The sequence below is a fragment of the Streptomyces sp. NPDC002564 genome (assembly GCF_042889645.1).
Lineage (GTDB): Bacteria > Actinomycetota > Actinomycetes > Streptomycetales > Streptomycetaceae > Streptomyces.
Genome location: NZ_JBIARE010000011.1, coordinates 84,476 through 101,254 on the forward strand (window position 1 = coordinate 84,476; position 16,779 = coordinate 101,254).

Sequence of the window (16,779 nt, forward strand, 5' to 3'; positions counted from 1 at the left end):
GTACGGGTGACCACCGGAAAGCCGGCGGGCGCCCCTCACCCGGCTCACCCGCCTCTCAGCTTCTTGCGGACAGGCAGGAGTCAAGAACACGATCCGGGGCACTAGGGCGTCATGAAGATCTTGATCGTTCTTGTGGTCATCGGCCTCGCAGCGGCCTGGTACATGAAGTCGCGCAAGCGATGACGGCACAAGCCAGCGAAGTCCTGGCCACCGCAGCCCCCATAGTCGTGCGTCCCCCCACCGGCACCGGCGGCCGACGGGTGACCGTGCGCGGACGGATCCTCGGTCTCGCGCATTCGGACGACCATGTCGTGAAGCTGTTGCGTGCCGTCGGCCTGCCGAGCGCCCAAGACCTGCTCGACGATCCGTTGTGGGTGACGTGGCGAGGCGGACGGGCGCATCGCTACGACGCGGCCTAGACGCGATCCGACTCTTTGCCGACGTACTCCCCTCTTCACTGACGTACTCCCCTCCCCTGCGCCTCCACGGCATCGGCTCCGCGGCCCCACTTGCGAGGGCGCGCGGCACCGCCCGTACCAGCCCCGTCAGGCGGCGCCGACGGGCCGGACGGCCCGTTCCCGGTCCAACTGTCCTTCTCTTGGACCCGGTTCGCAGGCGTCCGTCCGGCCGGCCGGGGTAGACGGCTGACCGGCCCGCCCATCGGCGCGGCCAACACCCAGGAGAGGACACGATCAACGTGAGCGACGCCGAGCACCGGAAGCAGACCCCCGACGGAGCGGCCGAACTCCTGGTGCGCTGCCTGGAGAACGAGGGCGTCGAGGTGGTGTTCGGCATCCCCGGCGAGGAGAACATCCGTTTCACCAACGCCCTCGCCCGCTCGGAGAAGATCCGCTACGTCCTCACCCGGCACGAGCAGGCCGCGTCCTTCATGGCGGAGATGTATGGCCGGCTCACCGGCTCGGCGGGGGTGATGTCCGCGACGCTGGGGCCCGGCGCGATCAACCTGATGCTGGGCGTCGCCGACGCCATGACGAACAGCACGCCCGTCGTCGCGATCACCGCGCAGGTCGGCAAGGAGCGCAACTACAAGGAGTCCCACCAGTTCGTGGACCTGGTGAGCATGTTCGCCCCGGTCACCAAGTGGTCGGCGCAGGTCCCGGCCACCCAGGCCATCCCTGAGATGGTACGGCGCGCGTTCAAGACCGCGGAGTCCGAGCGGCCCGGCGCCGTCTACCTCGCCGTGCCCGAGGACGTCGACGAGGCGACGGACGGCTCGGACCTGGGCCCGCTGCGCAGGAACGTCGTGCAGCCCGAGGCGCCGTCCCCGAGGCAGATCGAGCGGGCGGTGGAGCTGCTGCGGGAGGCCCGCCGGCCGGTGATCCTCGCCGGACACGGCGCGGCGCGCGGCGGCGCCGAGGAGTCGCTGGCGGCGTTCGCCACCGCACTCGACGTGTCGACGGCGACCACCTTCCACGGCAAGGGCGTCCTGCCCGACGACCACCCGTGCGCGACCGGCACGTTCGGCTTCATGCGGCGCGACTACACCAACTTCGGGTTCGAGAAGGCCGACGTCGTCATCGCCGTCGGCTACGAGCTGCAGGAGTTCGACCCGTCGCGGATCAACCCGGACGGCGACAAGAAGATCATCCACATCCACCGCTTCCCGGCGGAGGTGGACGACAGCTACTCGGTCGACGTCGGCATCATCGGCGACATCTCCGCCTCCCTCGACGCCCTCGCCACCGAACTCGACGGCCTGCGCTGGACCGTCGACGACGAGGACACCACGGCCACCCGCGCGCTGCTGGCCAAGGAACTCGAGCAGGGCGCCGCGGACGAGCGCTACCCGCTCGCCCCGCAGCGCGTCATCGCCGACACCCGCGCCGCGCTCGGTCGCGACGACATCGTGCTGGTCGACACCGGCGCGCTGAAGATGTGGATGGCCCGGCTCTACCCGACGTACGCGCCGAACACCTGCCTCATCTCCAACGGCTTGTCCACCATGGGCTTCTCGCTGCCGGGCGCGCTCGCGGTCCAGCTCGCCAGGCCGCGGACGAAGGTACTGGCGGCGGTCGGCGACGGCTCGTTCCTCATGCACTCCCAGGAGATCGAGACGGCGGTCCGCGAGAACATCCCGCTGACCGTGCTGATCTGGGAGGACAACGGCTACGGGCTCATCAAGTGGAAGATGGACCTGGAGGTCGGGGAGAACTCCAACACCGACTTCGGCAACCCGGACATCGTCCAGTACGCCCGCAGCTTCGGCGCGAAGGGCTACCAGATCGAGTCCGCCGGGGACCTGCTGCCGACGCTCCGTGAGGCACTGGCGGACCCGGGCGTGTCGATCATCAACTGCCCGGTGGACTACGCCGAGAACATGAACCTCATCGAGCACCTCGGGCACCTCGACTCGGCGCTCTGACCCGCCCGCGCGGCGCGACCCCACCCCCGTACGGGCCGCGCCGCCCGCGCCGATGTCACGCCTCGCTCACCGTCCCGCCCCTAGGTGCGCGAATCCCCCGCGTTCATGTATCCCGTATCCCGCCGCCGAGTTCGTGTTTCCCGCCGAGTGAATCGAACGTCGATGCGCGGCGCATCATCTCCGGCCTGCCGACAGCGGCCAACACATCGGCGGAAGCGGCATCTTCAGCGAATGGGTACCGAAAGGCAGCCCTCCGCAACGGGCCGCTCATCATGCGGATGACGCCTTCATCTCCCCCATCTGAGGCACACCCGAGCAGTCCGTCCATTCGCGCTTGCGTGCGACGCGCTCTCCGTTCCTGTTCGCTCTCGCGTGCGACCCAACGGCCAAAGCGCGCACTCCGACCGTGTGGATCCGCCAAGCTCATAAGCACGACGGGGGCTGGGATAGTTCAATAGCAGATAGGCTGCCGAGAACATCACCCTCACATTCGCCCCCCACTACCCTCCCCGCGCCCCCACGCGCACGCGCTCAGCGCACCTAGATGAAGGGTTGCCGCCATGTCCGCAATTCCGTCGGAAACCACGCAAGTTCAGGCCCAGTACGCCGCCCAGGTGGCCGCCGACCTCGATGCCAACCTCAAGGAACGAGAGCGCATCAGGAGTGAGGTGGCGGCACTGCAGGACCAACTCCAGGTACTGGAGAGCGACCACGCGCTGCTGGTCAGCATGCAGCAGGCGTTGTCCTCCGCCGCTCCCGTGAACGGCGCCGCCACGAAGGCCACTTCCGCCAAGAAGGCGCCCGCGGCCACGAAGCCCCGCGCGGCCAAAACCGACGCGAAGACCAATGGCAAGGCCGGCACCAAAGCCGAAACCAAGGCCGATGCCAAGACGGATGCCAAGGCAGATGCGAAGAGCGACTTGAGCACCACCGCGGCGAAGACCGTCGCGAAGGGCGGAGCCAACACCGGCACGAAGAAGGCCGGCTCCCCGGCGGCCACGAAGAAGTCCGGCGCCGCCACGAAGAAGGCCGCGGCCAAATCGAAGACGGCACCCAAGGTGCCCGCCGCCCGGTCCGCGGGACCGACCCTCGTCGACCTCATCCGTGAGCACCTCGGCGCCCAGCACGAGCCCCGCTCCGCCGCCGAGATCGCCTCGGCCCTCGCCAAGGCGCACCCCGAGCGCACCATCAAGGCCACCGTCGTGCGTACGACGGTGGAGGGGCTGGTGGCGAAGGCGCAGGCTCAGCGCAACAAGCAGGGTTCCTCGGTGTACTACACCGCCGCCGCCGCACCGCAGGCGCAGCTCCCGTCGCAGCAGCAGCCGGAGACCTCCGACGCCTGACCTGCGCGGCCGGGAGGGTCGTGGTCCGGGTGGCAGACCGTCAGGTGCGCCATGGCTCTCCGGCGGCTGCGATCCCAGAGCGACGGCTACGACCCCTGAGTGCGCCGGTGTCGCCCGCGCCGGTTCTCTCCGGGCCCCGCCTCGGCGGAGGTTCCGCCGGCCGGCGGAATGCGGACGGAACGGCCCCCGCCGGCCCTCTCGCGGCGCCAGAACCTGGTGGAGAGCACCTTCTGCTCGTTCTTGGTGCGTTCCCGGTGCAGGCTCGACGTGAAGGCGCCCTTGTGGTGGGCCGACGCACGCTGCACGAGAGTGGCGGCATGCAGGCTGAGACTGGCCGCCTGCAGGTCGAGGACCAGGCGTGCGAGGTCCTCGACCTGCCACAGGGCGAGGAAGACGCACACGAGACGGTCGAAGATCCTGCCGCTCATGGGCGCGTTCTGGCTGTCCGCCCGCTCCATCTGGCGCAGCATGATGGCGATCTCGGCCGCCTCGCGTTCGGCGCCTCCTCCCCGAAGGACGACGTCGAGCTGTTCGTCGAGGTCGGCCGAGGCAAGGGCAAGCGCCAGGGAGGCCACGGCCGTCGGGGGCATCGCACGGGCGCGGGCCAGCAGCGCCCGCTCCTCCAGCGCCGCTGTCCCCGAGCGGTGGAGGATGCTCAGGAAGTGCCCGGCGTGGCCGGTGGGCCGCTCCTTGAGCGTGCAGGTGAGCACGAGTTCGGCCTGCTCGGCCAGAGCGACTCCGTCGACGGCACGGAAGAGGAGCGCCGCGTCATTGGCGCTGCTGGTCCTCGCCGCGTGGTTGAGCACCCAGTCCAGTTCGCGGTGCCCCTCGTCCAGAGCGCCCAGCACGGCCAGGAAGTCCTGCGGAGAACGACTGGCAGCGGCCTCGATCAGGACGTCGCAGGCAAGCTTCTGGTTGCCCGTCGCGTGGAGATCGTTGATGAGGCCGGCGATGTCGCCCGGACGTCGCGTGCGGGCGGCCCGCTGGAGAACGGCCGCGGCCGCCACATGGTTGCGCACCATGCGCAGGGCGGAGACCAGCGCCACGAGATGTCCCGTGCTGCGCGACTGGGCGCTGTCGAAGACGAAGTCGGCGTCCTGGAGGAGTCCGTGGCGCGAAAGGCTCTCGATGATCTCCGTGACGTCCGTGGCGGGGCGGGCCGCGACGGCGGCGGCTTGGAGTTCGTCGGTGAGGCTGCCCCAGCCCGCGGCGCCGAGGCCCCGGCTGAGCTCCACGATGTCGCTCGCGGATCGTTCGACGGCCGCGGACCGCAGGCCTTGCGTGAGCAGGCCGCCGACCGACGTGGGTGCCAGCGCGGTGACCGCTTCCAGCACGTCCGGTACGGGGCGGGTGGCGCAGAACGCCCCGAGCAGGACGACGACATGCTCGGTGAGCCGGTTGAGCTCAAGCGCCGACGCGAACGCGACGACATCCTGCGCCGTGTGGAGTTCCACGGCCGCCTGCAGCACTTCGGCCGCACACTCGACCAGGCCGAGTCGGTCGAGTTCCGCCGTCAAGGAGCCGAGATCGCTGATCGTGCGGGTCAGGACCAGCACCGGCAGGGCCGCCTTGGCGTGTGCCCCGAGCCCCGCCCCGTCCAGTCCCGCCAGAAGTGCCGCCACCTCGGCGACGGGGCGGGACTTGCTGACGGAGGTGACGAGTTCGCTGGCCATGGCCCGCTGGGTCCGCAGTTCCAGATCGCTGACCACGGTGACGAGCTCGGGGACGGACGCGCTGCGGTCGGTGGCCTCCAGCGCGGCCATGAGCGAGGACGCTCCCACCGCCTCCTGCCACAGTCCCTGCACGGTCTCCAGCTGGGACTCCAGCATGTGGCAGTGGTTCTCGGCGGCGATCAGCTCGGCCTGGGTGACGGCCAGGACTTCCTTCAGGTCGTTGATCTCCTGCTGCAGTTCGTCGCACTCCCGCCCGAGGTCTTCGTACTCGCCCTGCCACACGTCGACCTCGGCCTGGTGAGCCAGGGTCTGCTGCTCGAGCTCGACGACCAGGCCGTGGCAGCGCGCCTCCACGTGCGTCAACCGCTGGACCCGGTCGAGCAGCGCCTCCTCCAGGACCTGGGCGTGCGCACGCTTGCGCCGGGCTTCCTCGTCGGCGGCGGCCAGTTGGTCCTCGAGCTTCTGCTTCTTGCTGGCCGGCTTGTTGGACCGCAGCGCCTCCCGGTGCAGCTCCCGGATGCGCTGCTCGGCCTCTACGGTGATCGGTGACCCGATCTCCCGCAGGTCGGCGATCAGGGTGGCGACGAAGTCCCACTGCGGGATCCGGTCGCCCTTCAGGTAGCGGGTCAGGGTGCTGGCGTCCAGGTGGCGCCGCGCGGCGTAGCGCCGCACACCGGCGCCCAGGCTGCAGAAGACCATGCGCAGGTCCTCGACGAAGGCGCGCTTCTCCACCGAGAGGTCCTGACTCAGTGGCGACAGGCGCGCCGTTCCCGTTGTGCCGTTGGTACTCATCCCACCACCCGTGGTTGGTCAACACCCTCCAGTATCAGGGCCTTTGGGCCCTCGGGCAGACGGAAAGCGTTGACGGTCGTACTCGGCAACACCCCTGCCGGTGCCGATCACGACGGCAACGGAGGATCCACGCCCGGCGACCGCGTCGGCGGACACCATGGGCATCCGAGCCGGTCGATCAGGACGGCACGCGCGCAGGGAGGCACGGACAGCATGACCGACCACAGTGACCCGCAACCGGGACGGAACGCAGCGCCCTTCTGGCGGCGGCTGACTCAGCAGGTGGCCCTCGGAGGCGCCGGGGCGCTCGGCGCCGCCGCGTTCGCCTGGATGAGAGCGTGGCTGGAGGGCATGAAGGGGTAGCTGCTCCGTCGGGCCACGTCGCGTCGTCGCACGACAGCGCGCTCGGAGATGTTGATCATCTGGACGTGTGACCGAGTGGAATTTGGTCACACGTGCAGGTATGACGCGTTTTGTGGCGGTGGGCCTGCTGATGGTCTGCACGACGGGCGGCGTACTGCCCGCCCTTCCGACAGCCCCGTGGTGCTGCTCCGCCGCTGCCGTCCTCCTTGCCATGTCGCCGACCGGCAGGGGCGACATGGCGCGGCGACGCCGACCGGTGGCCGACCCCGGCACCTTCGCCGTCCGCTGACCGACCCCACCCCCACCACCCCCTGTTGGTCCCACCGAAAGGAACACCTGATGACCCGCACCGTCGCCCGCGTGACGATCGACGCCCTGGAGGAACTCGGAGTACGCCACGTCTTCGGCGTGGTGGGCGACGCGCTGAACCCCTTCACCGACGCCATCCGCGACAGCAAGTCCGTGGAGTGGGTGAGCTGCCGCCACGAGGAGGCCGCCGCGTTCGCGGCCGGCGCCCAGTCGCAGCTCACCGACACGCTCGGCGTCTGCATGGGCACCGTGGGACCCGGCTCCGTGCACCTGCTCAACGGGCTGTACGACGCCGCCAAGAGCGGCACGCCGGTGCTCGCCATCACCGGGCAGGTGCCCCTCGCGGAGGTCGGGTCCGACTACTTCCAGGAGGTGGACAACGACCTCCTCTTCCGTGACGTCGCCGTCTTCCGCGCCACCGTCACCTCCCCCGCACAGCTCCCGGGCCTTCTGGAGATCGCCGTACGCCATGCGATCGGGCGGCGTGGCGTGGCCGTGCTGACGGTTCCCGGCGACCTCGGCGACCAGGAGCTGCCCGCGGACCGGCCCACCCGGCTCTCCGTCGTCCGGTCCGCGAACCGGCCCGACGACCCGGACCTCGACGAGGCGGCCACCGCTCTCGCCGACGGCGGCAAGGTCACCATGCTGGTCGGGAAGGGGGCGCGCGGCGCCCGCGAGGACGTGCTCGCCCTCGCCGACCGGCTGGGGGCTCCCATGGTGCTGACGCTCAAGGCGAAGGAAGGCTTCGAGGGCGACAACCCCTACCAGGTCGGCCAGACGGGCCTGATCGGCAACCCGGCCGCCGCGCACGCGATGGACCACGCCGACACCCTGCTGCTCCTCGGCACCGACTTCCCGTACCGGGAGTGGTACCCGGAGGGCAAGAAGGTCGTCCAGGTCGACCGGGTCGCCGAGCACATCGGCCGTCGGGTGCCGGTCGACGTGGCCCTCGCCGCGGACGTCGGCCCCACCGTGCGCGGGCTCCTCGAACGGCTGGCCCACCGCACGGAGCGCGGCCATCTGGACGGTGCGCGGGAGAAGTTCGTGAAGTGGCAGGAGGGGCAGCAGCGGCTCGCCGCGCCCGGGCACGACCACGGGCTGATCGGCAAGGTCCGCTCCGCCCTCGACAACCGGGACCACCTCGTGCGCCCGGAGGCGCTGGCCGCGGCCGTGGACGCCGTGGCGGCCGACGACGCCGTGTTCACCTCGGACACCGGCATGGCCACCGTATGGCTCTCGCGCTTCGTCGAGATGCGCGGATCCCGTCGCCTGCTCGGCTCGTACAACCTGGGGTCGATGGCCAACGCGATGCCGCAGGCGATCGGCGCCCAGCTCCTCGACCCGGACCGGCAGGTCGTCGCGTTCTGCGGCGACGGCGGGCTCGGCATGCTGCTGGGCGACCTCATGACCATCCGTAGTCGGCATCTGCCGGTGAAGCTCGTCGTCTTCGACAACCAGCGGCTCGGGATGGTGAAGCTGGAACAGGAACAGGCGGGGCTCGCGGAGTTCGGCACCGAGCTCGACAACCCGGACTTCGCGGCGGTGGCGGAGGCCCTCGGCATCACCGGCATCCGGGTGACCGAGGCCGAGGAGCTCGCCGACGGGGTCGCCCGTGCCTTCGCCACGCCGGGCCCGGTCCTCCTGGACGTCCTGACCAACCCCGAGGAGATCGCCGTCCCGGGCAAGCCGACCCTCCAGCAGGGCTGGGGGTTCGCCATCGCCAAGATCCGCGAGAACCTGACGAGCCCCGGCGGCCGCTGAGGGCTCAGAGAGGCTCGCTTCGAGCCATCCCGACCGCACGCGCCCGGGCCACCGGGATGGAGCCTGTGCTCCATCCCGGTGGCCCTCCGGTCGGGGAGGCTGGTTCCTCTCCTCGTTCCCCTCAGGGCCCGGCGACACTGACGTGGTGACCGACGACGAACGGCGGACGGACCGGCACGACGCGGGCCGACCGGACCGGCACGGTGAGGGACACGGCGCGCACGCGGTGGACCGGCGGTTGGAGCAAGCCATTCTGGAGCTCCTGGAGCGGCGTGACCCGGGCTCGTCGATCTGCCCGTCCGACGCCGCGCGGGCGGTGTACGACGGCGACGACGACGGCTGGCGCGCGCTCATGGAGCCGGCCCGCCGCGCCGCACGGCGCCTCGTCGCGGCGGGCGAGGTGGAGATCACCCAGGGCGGCCGTGCCGTGGACCCGGCCGAGGCGCGCGGCCCGATCCGTATCCGCCGCGCCCCCTGAACCACCGGGTACCGGACGAGACGAGTGGGGCAGAGGCCCGTTCACCGGCGTCTGCCCCACCGCCATGCGGGCCACCGGCCGAGCACCGCTCGCCCGGTGGTTCCCTCCGGCGTCCTCAGCGGCCCGGTCCGCCCACCGGCTCCCGCTCCGCCGCCGCGGTCCCGGACGCCGTGTCCGGGCCGGCCTCACTGAGCCCGATTCGCCCGTGGACCCTGCGCAGGAACGGCGGCGCGTACCAGGCCGAGCGGCCGAGCAGGCGCATCGCGGCGGGTACGAGGACGCCGCGCACGGCGATCGCGTCGATGAGGATGGCCAGTCCGCTGCCCAGGCCGAACAGCTGCATGAAGCTGATCTCGGCGGTCCCGAAGGCGAAGAAGCTGACCGCGATCAGGACGGCCGCCGCGCTGACGATCCGGCCGGTGTGCCCGAGGCCGTCGGCGACGGCGGACTCGTTGTCCTCGCCCAGGTCGTGGAGCTCCTTGATCCTGCTGGTGACGAACACCTCGTAGTCCATCGAGAGCCCGAAGGCGACGCAGAACATCAGCACCGTCATGGACGTCTCCATCGGCTGCGGGGTGAAGCCGAGGAGTCCGGAGAGGTGCCCTTCCTGGAAGATCCACGTCATGGCCCCGATGGTCGCGCCCAGGCTGACCAGGTTGAGGACCAGCGCGCGCAGCGGCTGCACGATGCTGCCGGTGAACAGGAAGAGCAGCACGAAGGTGGTGACGGCGATCAGGCCCACGGCGAGCGGGAGCCGGCCGCCGATGGAGGCGTTGGAGTCGACCAGTTCGGCGTCGGCGCCGCCGACCAGCGGGTGCGTTCCCGCAGGCGGGGCGGCGGAGCGGACGTCCGCCACCAGATCCTTCGCCTCGTCCGACTTCGGTGTCAGGTCGCCGACCACGTTGAGCTGTTGCGCTTCGGGGCGGCCGAGCGCCGGATTGCCGGGGCCGGTCGGCTCGGTCCCGCCGTCGGCGAAGACGCCCGTTGCGGTCTCGACGCGGGCGACGCCGTCCAGCTCGGAGAGCCGGGTGGCGTACGCCTCCAGCGGCGCCTTGGACACGGCCCGGTCGATCACGACGTGCAGTGCGGCGGCGTCGTTGCCGTCGAAGTTCTCCCGCAGCGACACGGAGACCTGACGGCTCTCCGCGCCTTCGGGCAGCACCCGTTCGTCCGCGGTGCCGAAGGTGATGCCGAGCAGCGGGCTCGCGGCCAGCAGCAGGAACGCGAGCACGGGCAGCGCGGTGATCGCGGGTCGGCGCATGACGGTCCGGGCCAGTCGTGCCCACACGGAGGTCGCGGCACCGGTGCGCCGCCGTGCGGCCCACGGCATGCGGCCGCTGTTGACCCGGTGTCCGAGCACGTTGAGCAGGGCCGGCATCACGAACAGGGTGGCGAGGGCCGCGATGACGACCACGCCGACGCCGGAGTAACCGAAGGAGCGGAGGAAGTACTGCGGGAAGACCATGAGTGCGGCGAGCGCGGCCGCCACGGTCGCCGCGGAGAACGCGACGGTGCGTCCGGCCGTGCTCATCGTCGTTCGGACGGCGTCCTCCACGCTCGCGCCCGCCGCGAGCTGCTCGCGGAACCGGTTGATCATCAACAGGGCGTAGTCGACGCCGAGTCCGAGTCCGAGGGCCGTGGTCAGGTTGATGGCGAAGAGGGAGACGTCGGTGACGGAGCCGACGAGGGACAGCTCCGCGAAGACGCCCACGATGGCGATGAGCGCGATGGCCAGCGGCAGCAGCGCGGAGACCACGGTGCCGAAGACGACCAGGAGCAGCAGCAGGATCAGCGGTACCGCGATGGACTCGGCGAGGACGAGATCCTTCTCGGTCTGGGGCCCCATCTCGTTGCCCACGCCGGCGCTGCCTCCTGCCTTGACCGTGAGCGTGTCCTCGTACGTTCCGCCGTAGGCACCGATGACCTTCTCGGCGTTCTCCTTCCGCTCCGCGTCGTGGCCCTTCACGCGGGCGAGGACGAGGCCCTCGCGGCCGTCCTCGGAGAGCAGGGAGGGGCTGTTCCCGTCCCAGTACGAGACGACGTCGTCCAGCGCCTTCTCCCCCTTGAGGTCGGCCACCAGGGCTTCGGCGCTGCGCCGGGCGGCGGGGGTGTCGACGCGGCCCTGCGCGGCCCGTACGAGCAGCACCAGGTTCGTCTCTCCGCCGAACTTGTCGTCGATGACGGCCCTGGCCCGGGAGGACGGGGAGGCAGGGTCGTCGAACCCCTCCCCCAGCAGCTTCCCGAACGCTCCGGCGCCCAGGACCCCCATGGCGGCCACGACCAGGACGGTGACGACGAGGACGAGCCGGGACCGGCGAATCGTCAGCTCGGCTATGCGTTCGAACACGAGCTCTCTCCTTCGGATCGTGCGGTGAAAGGACATGCGGCGTCCGCGGGTGCACGGGGAGGTGGGGCTCGCGCGTTCCTGAACCGGTACGGGAGCGACGACGCGGGGTGTCGCCCCCGGTCGTGCCCGGAACGCGGTGCCGCGCTCCTCGTCGCCGTGACCGAAGTTAGCGGGGCTCAACTCAATTTGGCAGTGTTAGATTTTCTTCACGGGTGTGCCAATTCCCGTGCGCCGTAAGGGCCGACGGACGTACCGTCGGCGCATGTCCACTGATGAAGCCCCCGGGGTCCGGCCGACCCTGCGTGAGCGCCGCCGGGCCGTGGCCGCCCAGGAGATCGTCGGCGCCGCCGAGTCCCACATCGTCGAGCACGGCCCGCACGCGCTGTCCCTGCGCGCGGTGGCCCGCAGCCTCGGCATGACCGTGCAGGCGCTCTACCACTACTTCCCGAGCCGCGACGACCTCGTGACGGCGCTCGTCACCAAGGCGTACGACGACCTGGCGGACGCGGTGCAGGCGGCGACCGACGCCGCGCGGGACGACCCGGACCTGCCGGCCATGGTCATCGCGACCGAGGGGTACCGCCGGTGGGCCATCGACCACCCCGAGCGCTTCCAACTCCTCTACGGGGCACCGCTGCGGCACTATCACGCGCCCGTCGACGGCCCCACCACGGAGGCGAACCGCCGGATGGGCGCGGTCTTCGAGCGCGAACTGTTCCGCGGCTTCACCCGGGCGGAGCTGGCCGCCGCGGACGTCCGGTCGCTCTCCCCCGCGTTCCTGACGGCCCTGGACGGCATGGCGCCGCCGGGCCCCGACGCACTCCCTGCCCCCGCGACGGCCCTGATGCTGAGCGTGTGGGGGTACGTCCACGGCATGGTCGCCCTGGAGGTGTTCGGTCACACCGGCTTCCTCGGCACCCACCAGGCGGAGCTCTACCGCATGGCGATGCGGAACCTGTACGAGGACGTCCGGCGCCGGATACCCGCCACGCCGGGCGGCTGATGCGTCCTCCGGCCGGCCCGGTACTCCCGGCGGCGCCCCCGCACCGCCCGACGCCCGCCCGGTGACCACCCGGTCCCGGACGTCGTCCGCCCGTACTCCAGGTGGCTCCCTCGCCGCGCGACGGCGGGACGCCTGTGGCTTGCATGAGAGGTGCGCGCGGCACCCAGCGACCCGACGGGTCCGGCCGCGCCCGGATCGAGGGATCATGCGTGCCATGTCCGCCGTCGCCACCGCGGCCCTGACCGCGGCCACCGTCTTCGCGACCGCCGTACCCTCGGCGGCCGCGGGCGATCAGCCGTCGTTCTCCGCGACGCCGGACCCGGCCAAGCCGGGGGAATCCGTGCTCCTCTCGGTGTCCGGCGGGTGCGAGGCCCGGTCCGCGACGGCGAACTCCGACGCCTTCGAGTCGCAGGTGACGCTCTCCACCGGTTCGGCCGGGATCTACACGGGCACCGCGAAGATCCGCTCCGGCACGGAGGAGGGGTCCTACACCGTGGACGTGGACTGCGAGGGCGGTCAGTCCAGATACACGCTGAACGTATCCGGTTCGACGATGCCCTCCCCGCACCCCAGGCCCACGCGCGGTTCCCACGCCGGTGTCGGCGGCTCCGTCGGCGACGGGTCCGCATGGGCGGCCATCGGCCTCGGCGCTGGCCTGGTCGCGGCCGTTTGGGGCGCGGTGTGGTTCCAGGCACGCCGTTCCGACGAGCACTGAGGCGAGGGGGCGGGGGCGGGGGGCGGGGGTTCGGCGCGGGGCGGGGGTTCGGGGTTCGGGGTTCGGAGTTCGGAGTTCCAAGCGCGGGGTTCGGGGTTCGGGGCGCGGGGTTCGGTCAAGTCCCCGGTCGCGTACAGCCGCACGCCGCGGGACGGGCACGCGTACACGTGCGTGTGCGGGTGCGTGCGGCTGGCCGGCCGGGCACGGATGCGAGGATGGCGGCATGCTGCAGGTCTGCCTGAACGGCGCGCGGGAGCGCACCTCCCACGCTCATCTCCCTTTGCTTCCCGACGAGTTGGCGCGGGCGGCCCGCGCGGCCGTCGTCGCCGGAGCCCAGGACATCCATCTGCACCCCAAGGACCACGCGGGCCTTGACACCCTGGAGGCCGACGCGGTCGCCGCCGCCGTCACGGCGGTTCGGGCCGCCGCCCCGGGCATCCCCGTCGGGGTGACCACCGGCGCCTGGGCCACGCCCGACCCCCAGGACCGCGCCATCCAGGTCAGGTCCTGGACCGTCCTGCCCGACCACGCGTCGGTGAACTGGCACGAGGACGGCGCCGGTGACGTCGCCGCGGCCCTCCTGAGCAGGGGCGTCGGCATCGAAGCCGGTATCTACTCCGCGACGCGGGCGGCCGGGCGGTTCCTGGGCTGGCCGCACTCCCACCGAGTGCTGCGCGTCCTCGCCGAAGTCACGGAGACCGACCCGCAGACCGCCACCCGCGCCGCGGCCGACCTGCTGGAGAGCTTGAGCTCCGTCACGTCGCCGATCCTCCTCCACGGGGAGGACGCCGCCGCCTGGCCGGTGCTCCGCATCGCGGCCACGCGCGGCCTGGACACCCGCATCGGCCTGGAAGACGTGCTGCACCTTCCGGACGGATCCGACGCCCCGGGCAACGCCGAACTGGTCCGGGCGGCCCACGAGATCATGCGGCGCGTCCCGCACGCGGAAGCCACGCCTGAATGAGACGCCGCAGGCGCGCCCGGCCGGTCCCCCTCGGCGTCAAGGTCACCCAAGTCGTCCAGCTCGTCCAGCTCCCCCAGACCGCCCAGCCCACCCAGCTCGCCTAGATCGACACGTCACCCGCAGCGATCCGTTGCTCCCGGGTCCGCGTGACCCGCAGGGCTCGTCCGTCGTCGGCCGGCCACTCCTCGCGCCCGGGCGAGCGCAGCCACACCACGCCGTTCCGGATGTCGGTCACGAGCGCGGTGCTCGCACCCTCACGGACCTCGTCCCCTACACACGCCTGACCGGTCACGATCTCACCTCACTTCGGGAGCGGGCCACACCCAGGTCCGTCCACTGGGCATCGACTCCTCTCACGTCGTGGATCGCATGCCCCGACATGACCGGCGATGTCGCCGTGGGCCGCAGGTTCACTCCTGTGAGTGACGCGCCCTGGTGATCCCAGAGAGACTCACGTACGGAAGTGGAAGTGTCCGGACGACCGCACGAGACCAGACGCCCTCACCGCATGAGGGCGACCGCCAGGGCGAACAGCAGGGCGAGCAGCGCGGTGGCGTGCGCGGCCTCGACGTGCGCGGGCACCGTACGGGCCTTGTACGCCGAGACGAGGAACCGCGAGCCCACCTCCGCGTCACCGTGGGCGTAGTGGTCGCGGGCGTGGATGTAGAGGAGCTCGGCACGCTGCTCGGCAGCCTTGACGTGGCGGTGGCGCCACCAGGACACGGCGGCGAAGATCGCGACGGCGCTGAAGGGGATCACAACCCACAAGGCATCGGTCACTGCAAGCTCCATGTCGAACTGCCCACGAGGGGAAGTCGTCTCAGGCGAATGGCTTGGAGAGGCCACCCAAGCCGCCGCGATCGTGTGGAGGTTCCGGGCCGAACAGGGGAGCTGTCGACGGCTCGTCGTTGAGCTGGGCCGACACACCTGGGGGGAGGACTCCCGCGTCACTCAAGTCCACCATGCCCAGGCCTGTGCATCCCGCAATGTTTCCGCCTGGAGCGGACTCCCGGGGCGCGAACGCCCGTCCCCAAGTATGCGCTTGCCCTCTCTCGCGCCGGGCATGCACCCAACCGCATCGTCCGGGCGCCGTCACGCTGCGCAGGCGAAGCGGAAGCGGTAGTGCCGCGACATCCGGGCAACAAGTGCCGCATGGAAGTCAGCGCAGGAAAGTTCATCGACTACACCGACGTGCTGTGGTTGGACATCATCCTCAACGCCGTTTTCATCGCCAACGTCATCGGGCTCAGCCTCTGGGTCTCGTGGGGGTTCAAGGAGCGGCGGCAAGGTGTGCGGGGAGCGGTACGCAAGGCCTTCGAGAAGGCCGGGCACGCCAACGGATGGAAACCACGCACCCGTTGGACCCTGGCCGGAGTCGCTCTGGCAGGGGACGTCACCCTGATGGTCATCGGCGCGGTATTGCTGACGGCCGCCGATCACGGCGGCGGAGTCACGCTGGGCTGGGGGATCGCCTACGCGGCGCTGTGGCTCCTCGCCATCCCCCTGTGCCGACCGGTCGGCGGGCCGCGCCCCCCGCACTCGAAGGACTGGGCGGAATCGGACGACGGCGGCAGCAGCCGCACGGACCGATAGGCCCGGCCGTCCCCTCGTCGACCCCTTACAGCTAGCCTGACCTGGGACGACAGCGCCGCCATCACCGTCCCGGACGAGGAGAGCGACCATGACCACCACCGCGCGCCCGACGGTGCAGCACGACGACGAGCACCTGCGCGTGACCCGCTGGGACTTCACACCGGGCGACACCACGGGTCGGCACCGCCACGCGTACGACTACGTCGTCGTGCCGGTCACGGACGGCCGCACCGACGTGATCACCCCTGACGGCAACACCACCAGCTCCGAACTCCGGGCGGGACAGTCCTACACGCGCCCGGCGGGAGGCGAGCACGAGGTCGTCAACGCAGGTGATTCCGACCTCGCCTTCGTCGAGATCGAACTCAAGCATCCGACCCCGGGCCACCGCGGATGACACCCCTGCGGCACCGGCCTCAGGCGCTCTGACGTTCCGCCCGTTCCCTGATCAGCTCCTCGACGGCGGAGGGCAGCGTGGTCTCGAAGTCGATGAGTTTCGCCCAGGTCGGGGTGACGACGATCCGCACCATGCCGTCGTAGAGCGAGCGGACCTCGGCCTCCCACTCGACGCGCTGCTCGGGCGTCATCTCGTAGCTGCCGTTGATCTGCAGATACTCGTCGGGGATGCCGTCGACGACGTCGAGTGCGGCCCGACCGCGGATGAGGAGGATCTTCGGCGGGTGGACCTCGGTGTCGATGGTCATGGCGACCATCGGGTTGACACGCAGCGCGTGCAGTTTCGGGGCGTTCTTGCTGGTGCACAGGACGATCTCCGTGCCGTTCCAGGCGAACGCGATCGGGATGCTGCGCGGTGTGCCGTCCTTGGCGACATAGGCCAGGCGGGTCAGGTCGCGGGCGAGCAGCTCCTGGCTGATCGGGCGGTTCAGGATCTCGGTGATCTCGGCCTGCTTCATGGTGATCGCTCCGTCGTCGGTGTCGTCGAGCAACCCGTTCCGTGGCTGCTCCTACTCCTGGGACGGAGCCGGCCGGGCGTTCTCGACATCCGCGGCGCACGAATTGCCGACTCGCTCTTCTGCCGTACGCCCCGGAACCAC

17 protein-coding genes are annotated in these 16,779 nt (G+C 71.0%); 12 read left to right on the plus strand and 5 right to left on the minus strand.

The features are described 5' to 3' along the window. Positions 1 to 179 precede the first annotated feature (179 nt). The 3 genes from ACFYXE_RS31170 (at position 180) to ACFYXE_RS31180 (ending at position 3,726) form a co-directional block, all read left to right on the plus strand. Positions 180 to 419 carry a hypothetical protein gene (locus ACFYXE_RS31170; RefSeq protein WP_389318321.1) on the plus strand — a complete coding sequence of 80 codons (240 nt, stop codon included), beginning with the start codon at positions 180 to 182 and terminating at the stop codon, positions 417 to 419. Positions 420 to 697: 278 nt separating this feature from the next. Beyond that, on the plus strand, positions 698 to 2,383 hold the full coding sequence (locus ACFYXE_RS31175) for an acetolactate synthase large subunit (protein WP_389318323.1): 1,686 nt from the start codon (positions 698 to 700) through the stop codon (positions 2,381 to 2,383). Between the two features lie 560 nt (positions 2,384 to 2,943). Beyond that, entirely contained in the window at positions 2,944 to 3,726 is a 783-nt protein-coding gene (locus ACFYXE_RS31180) for a hypothetical protein (protein WP_389318325.1), read from the plus strand. Positions 3,727 to 3,812: 86 nt separating this feature from the next. On the opposite strand, the gene ACFYXE_RS31185 is transcribed toward ACFYXE_RS31180, so the two are convergent. Then, complete coding sequence (locus ACFYXE_RS31185; protein WP_389318327.1) at positions 3,813 to 6,131, minus strand: hypothetical protein; 2,319 nt, start codon at positions 6,129 to 6,131, stop codon at positions 3,813 to 3,815. Between the two features lie 273 nt (positions 6,132 to 6,404). Between ACFYXE_RS31185 and ACFYXE_RS31190 the strand changes: the two genes are divergently transcribed. The 4 genes from ACFYXE_RS31190 (at position 6,405) to ACFYXE_RS31205 (ending at position 9,102) form a co-directional block, all read left to right on the plus strand. After that, a complete protein-coding gene (locus tag ACFYXE_RS31190) occupies positions 6,405 to 6,554 on the plus strand; it encodes a hypothetical protein (RefSeq protein ID WP_361176876.1) in 150 nt (49 codons plus the stop codon). 100 nt (positions 6,555 to 6,654) lie between these two features. Further along, positions 6,655 to 6,843, plus strand: coding sequence for a hypothetical protein (locus ACFYXE_RS31195; RefSeq protein WP_389318330.1), 189 nt, complete (start codon positions 6,655 to 6,657; stop codon positions 6,841 to 6,843). A 50-nt stretch (positions 6,844 to 6,893) separates the two neighbouring features. Continuing rightward, complete coding sequence (locus ACFYXE_RS31200) at positions 6,894 to 8,624, plus strand: thiamine pyrophosphate-dependent enzyme (RefSeq protein WP_389318332.1); 1,731 nt, start codon at positions 6,894 to 6,896, stop codon at positions 8,622 to 8,624. A gap of 226 nt (positions 8,625 to 8,850) precedes the next feature. Continuing rightward, positions 8,851 to 9,102: a DUF3253 domain-containing protein gene (locus ACFYXE_RS31205; protein WP_361176910.1), complete on the plus strand. Its 252-nt coding sequence runs from the start codon at positions 8,851 to 8,853 to the stop codon at positions 9,100 to 9,102. A gap of 115 nt (positions 9,103 to 9,217) precedes the next feature. Here the strand turns inward: ACFYXE_RS31205 and ACFYXE_RS31210 are convergent, their stop codons facing one another. After that, positions 9,218 to 11,449, minus strand: a complete 2,232-nt coding sequence (locus tag ACFYXE_RS31210; RefSeq protein WP_389318334.1) for an MMPL family transporter — start codon at positions 11,447 to 11,449, stop codon at positions 9,218 to 9,220. A 262-nt stretch (positions 11,450 to 11,711) separates the two neighbouring features. Between ACFYXE_RS31210 and ACFYXE_RS31215 the strand changes: the two genes are divergently transcribed. The 3 genes from ACFYXE_RS31215 (at position 11,712) to ACFYXE_RS31225 (ending at position 14,131) form a co-directional block, all read left to right on the plus strand. Further along, on the plus strand, positions 11,712 to 12,452 hold the full coding sequence (locus ACFYXE_RS31215; RefSeq protein ID WP_389318336.1) for a TetR/AcrR family transcriptional regulator: 741 nt from the start codon (positions 11,712 to 11,714) through the stop codon (positions 12,450 to 12,452). A 214-nt stretch (positions 12,453 to 12,666) separates the two neighbouring features. Next, positions 12,667 to 13,167, plus strand: a complete 501-nt coding sequence (locus tag ACFYXE_RS31220; RefSeq protein ID WP_389318338.1) for a hypothetical protein — start codon at positions 12,667 to 12,669, stop codon at positions 13,165 to 13,167. Between the two features lie 223 nt (positions 13,168 to 13,390). Then, entirely contained in the window at positions 13,391 to 14,131 is a 741-nt protein-coding gene (locus ACFYXE_RS31225) for a 3-keto-5-aminohexanoate cleavage protein (protein ID WP_389318340.1), read from the plus strand. A 100-nt stretch (positions 14,132 to 14,231) separates the two neighbouring features. Here ACFYXE_RS31225 and ACFYXE_RS31230 read toward each other — a convergent pair whose 3' ends face one another. Together ACFYXE_RS31230 and ACFYXE_RS31235 are read right to left on the minus strand one after the other, a co-directional pair. Further along, complete coding sequence (locus tag ACFYXE_RS31230) at positions 14,232 to 14,423, minus strand: hypothetical protein (RefSeq protein ID WP_389318342.1); 192 nt, start codon at positions 14,421 to 14,423, stop codon at positions 14,232 to 14,234. 209 nt (positions 14,424 to 14,632) lie between these two features. After that, entirely contained in the window at positions 14,633 to 14,911 is a 279-nt protein-coding gene (locus tag ACFYXE_RS31235; RefSeq protein WP_389318344.1) for a hypothetical protein, read from the minus strand. 372 nt (positions 14,912 to 15,283) lie between these two features. Between ACFYXE_RS31235 and ACFYXE_RS31240 the strand changes: the two genes are divergently transcribed. Together ACFYXE_RS31240 and ACFYXE_RS31245 are read left to right on the plus strand one after the other, a co-directional pair. Next, on the plus strand, positions 15,284 to 15,724 hold the full coding sequence (locus ACFYXE_RS31240; RefSeq protein ID WP_389318346.1) for a hypothetical protein: 441 nt from the start codon (positions 15,284 to 15,286) through the stop codon (positions 15,722 to 15,724). Positions 15,725 to 15,812: 88 nt separating this feature from the next. Beyond that, positions 15,813 to 16,121, plus strand: a complete 309-nt coding sequence (locus ACFYXE_RS31245) for a cupin domain-containing protein (RefSeq protein ID WP_389318348.1) — start codon at positions 15,813 to 15,815, stop codon at positions 16,119 to 16,121. A 19-nt stretch (positions 16,122 to 16,140) separates the two neighbouring features. Here ACFYXE_RS31245 and ACFYXE_RS31250 read toward each other — a convergent pair whose 3' ends face one another. Beyond that, positions 16,141 to 16,638 (minus strand): pyridoxamine 5'-phosphate oxidase family protein, encoded by a 498-nt coding sequence (locus ACFYXE_RS31250; protein ID WP_361176912.1) that lies wholly within the window; start codon positions 16,636 to 16,638, stop codon positions 16,141 to 16,143. Between the last annotated feature and the right edge of the window lie 141 nt (positions 16,639 to 16,779).

Bases quoted from the DNA above. Each gene is read 5' to 3' on its own strand.
- ACFYXE_RS31195 (WP_389318330.1), top strand. From the start codon at position 6,655: ATGACGCGTTTTGTGGCGGTGGGCCTGCTGATGGTCTGCACGACGGGC.
- ACFYXE_RS31215 (WP_389318336.1), top strand. From the start codon at position 11,712: ATGTCCACTGATGAAGCCCCCGGGGTCCGGCCGACCCTGCGTGAGCGC.
- ACFYXE_RS31245 (WP_389318348.1), top strand. From the start codon at position 15,813: ATGACCACCACCGCGCGCCCGACGGTGCAGCACGACGACGAGCACCTG.
- ACFYXE_RS31180 (WP_389318325.1), top strand. From the start codon at position 2,944: ATGTCCGCAATTCCGTCGGAAACCACGCAAGTTCAGGCCCAGTACGCC.
- ACFYXE_RS31200 (WP_389318332.1), top strand. From the start codon at position 6,894: ATGACCCGCACCGTCGCCCGCGTGACGATCGACGCCCTGGAGGAACTC.
- ACFYXE_RS31225 (WP_389318340.1), top strand. From the start codon at position 13,391: ATGCTGCAGGTCTGCCTGAACGGCGCGCGGGAGCGCACCTCCCACGCT.
- ACFYXE_RS31220 (WP_389318338.1), top strand. From the start codon at position 12,667: ATGTCCGCCGTCGCCACCGCGGCCCTGACCGCGGCCACCGTCTTCGCG.
- ACFYXE_RS31190 (WP_361176876.1), top strand. From the start codon at position 6,405: ATGACCGACCACAGTGACCCGCAACCGGGACGGAACGCAGCGCCCTTC.
- ACFYXE_RS31170 (WP_389318321.1), top strand. From the start codon at position 180: ATGACGGCACAAGCCAGCGAAGTCCTGGCCACCGCAGCCCCCATAGTC.
- ACFYXE_RS31250 (WP_361176912.1), bottom strand. From the start codon at position 16,638: ATGAAGCAGGCCGAGATCACCGAGATCCTGAACCGCCCGATCAGCCAG.
- ACFYXE_RS31240 (WP_389318346.1), top strand. From the start codon at position 15,284: ATGGAAGTCAGCGCAGGAAAGTTCATCGACTACACCGACGTGCTGTGG.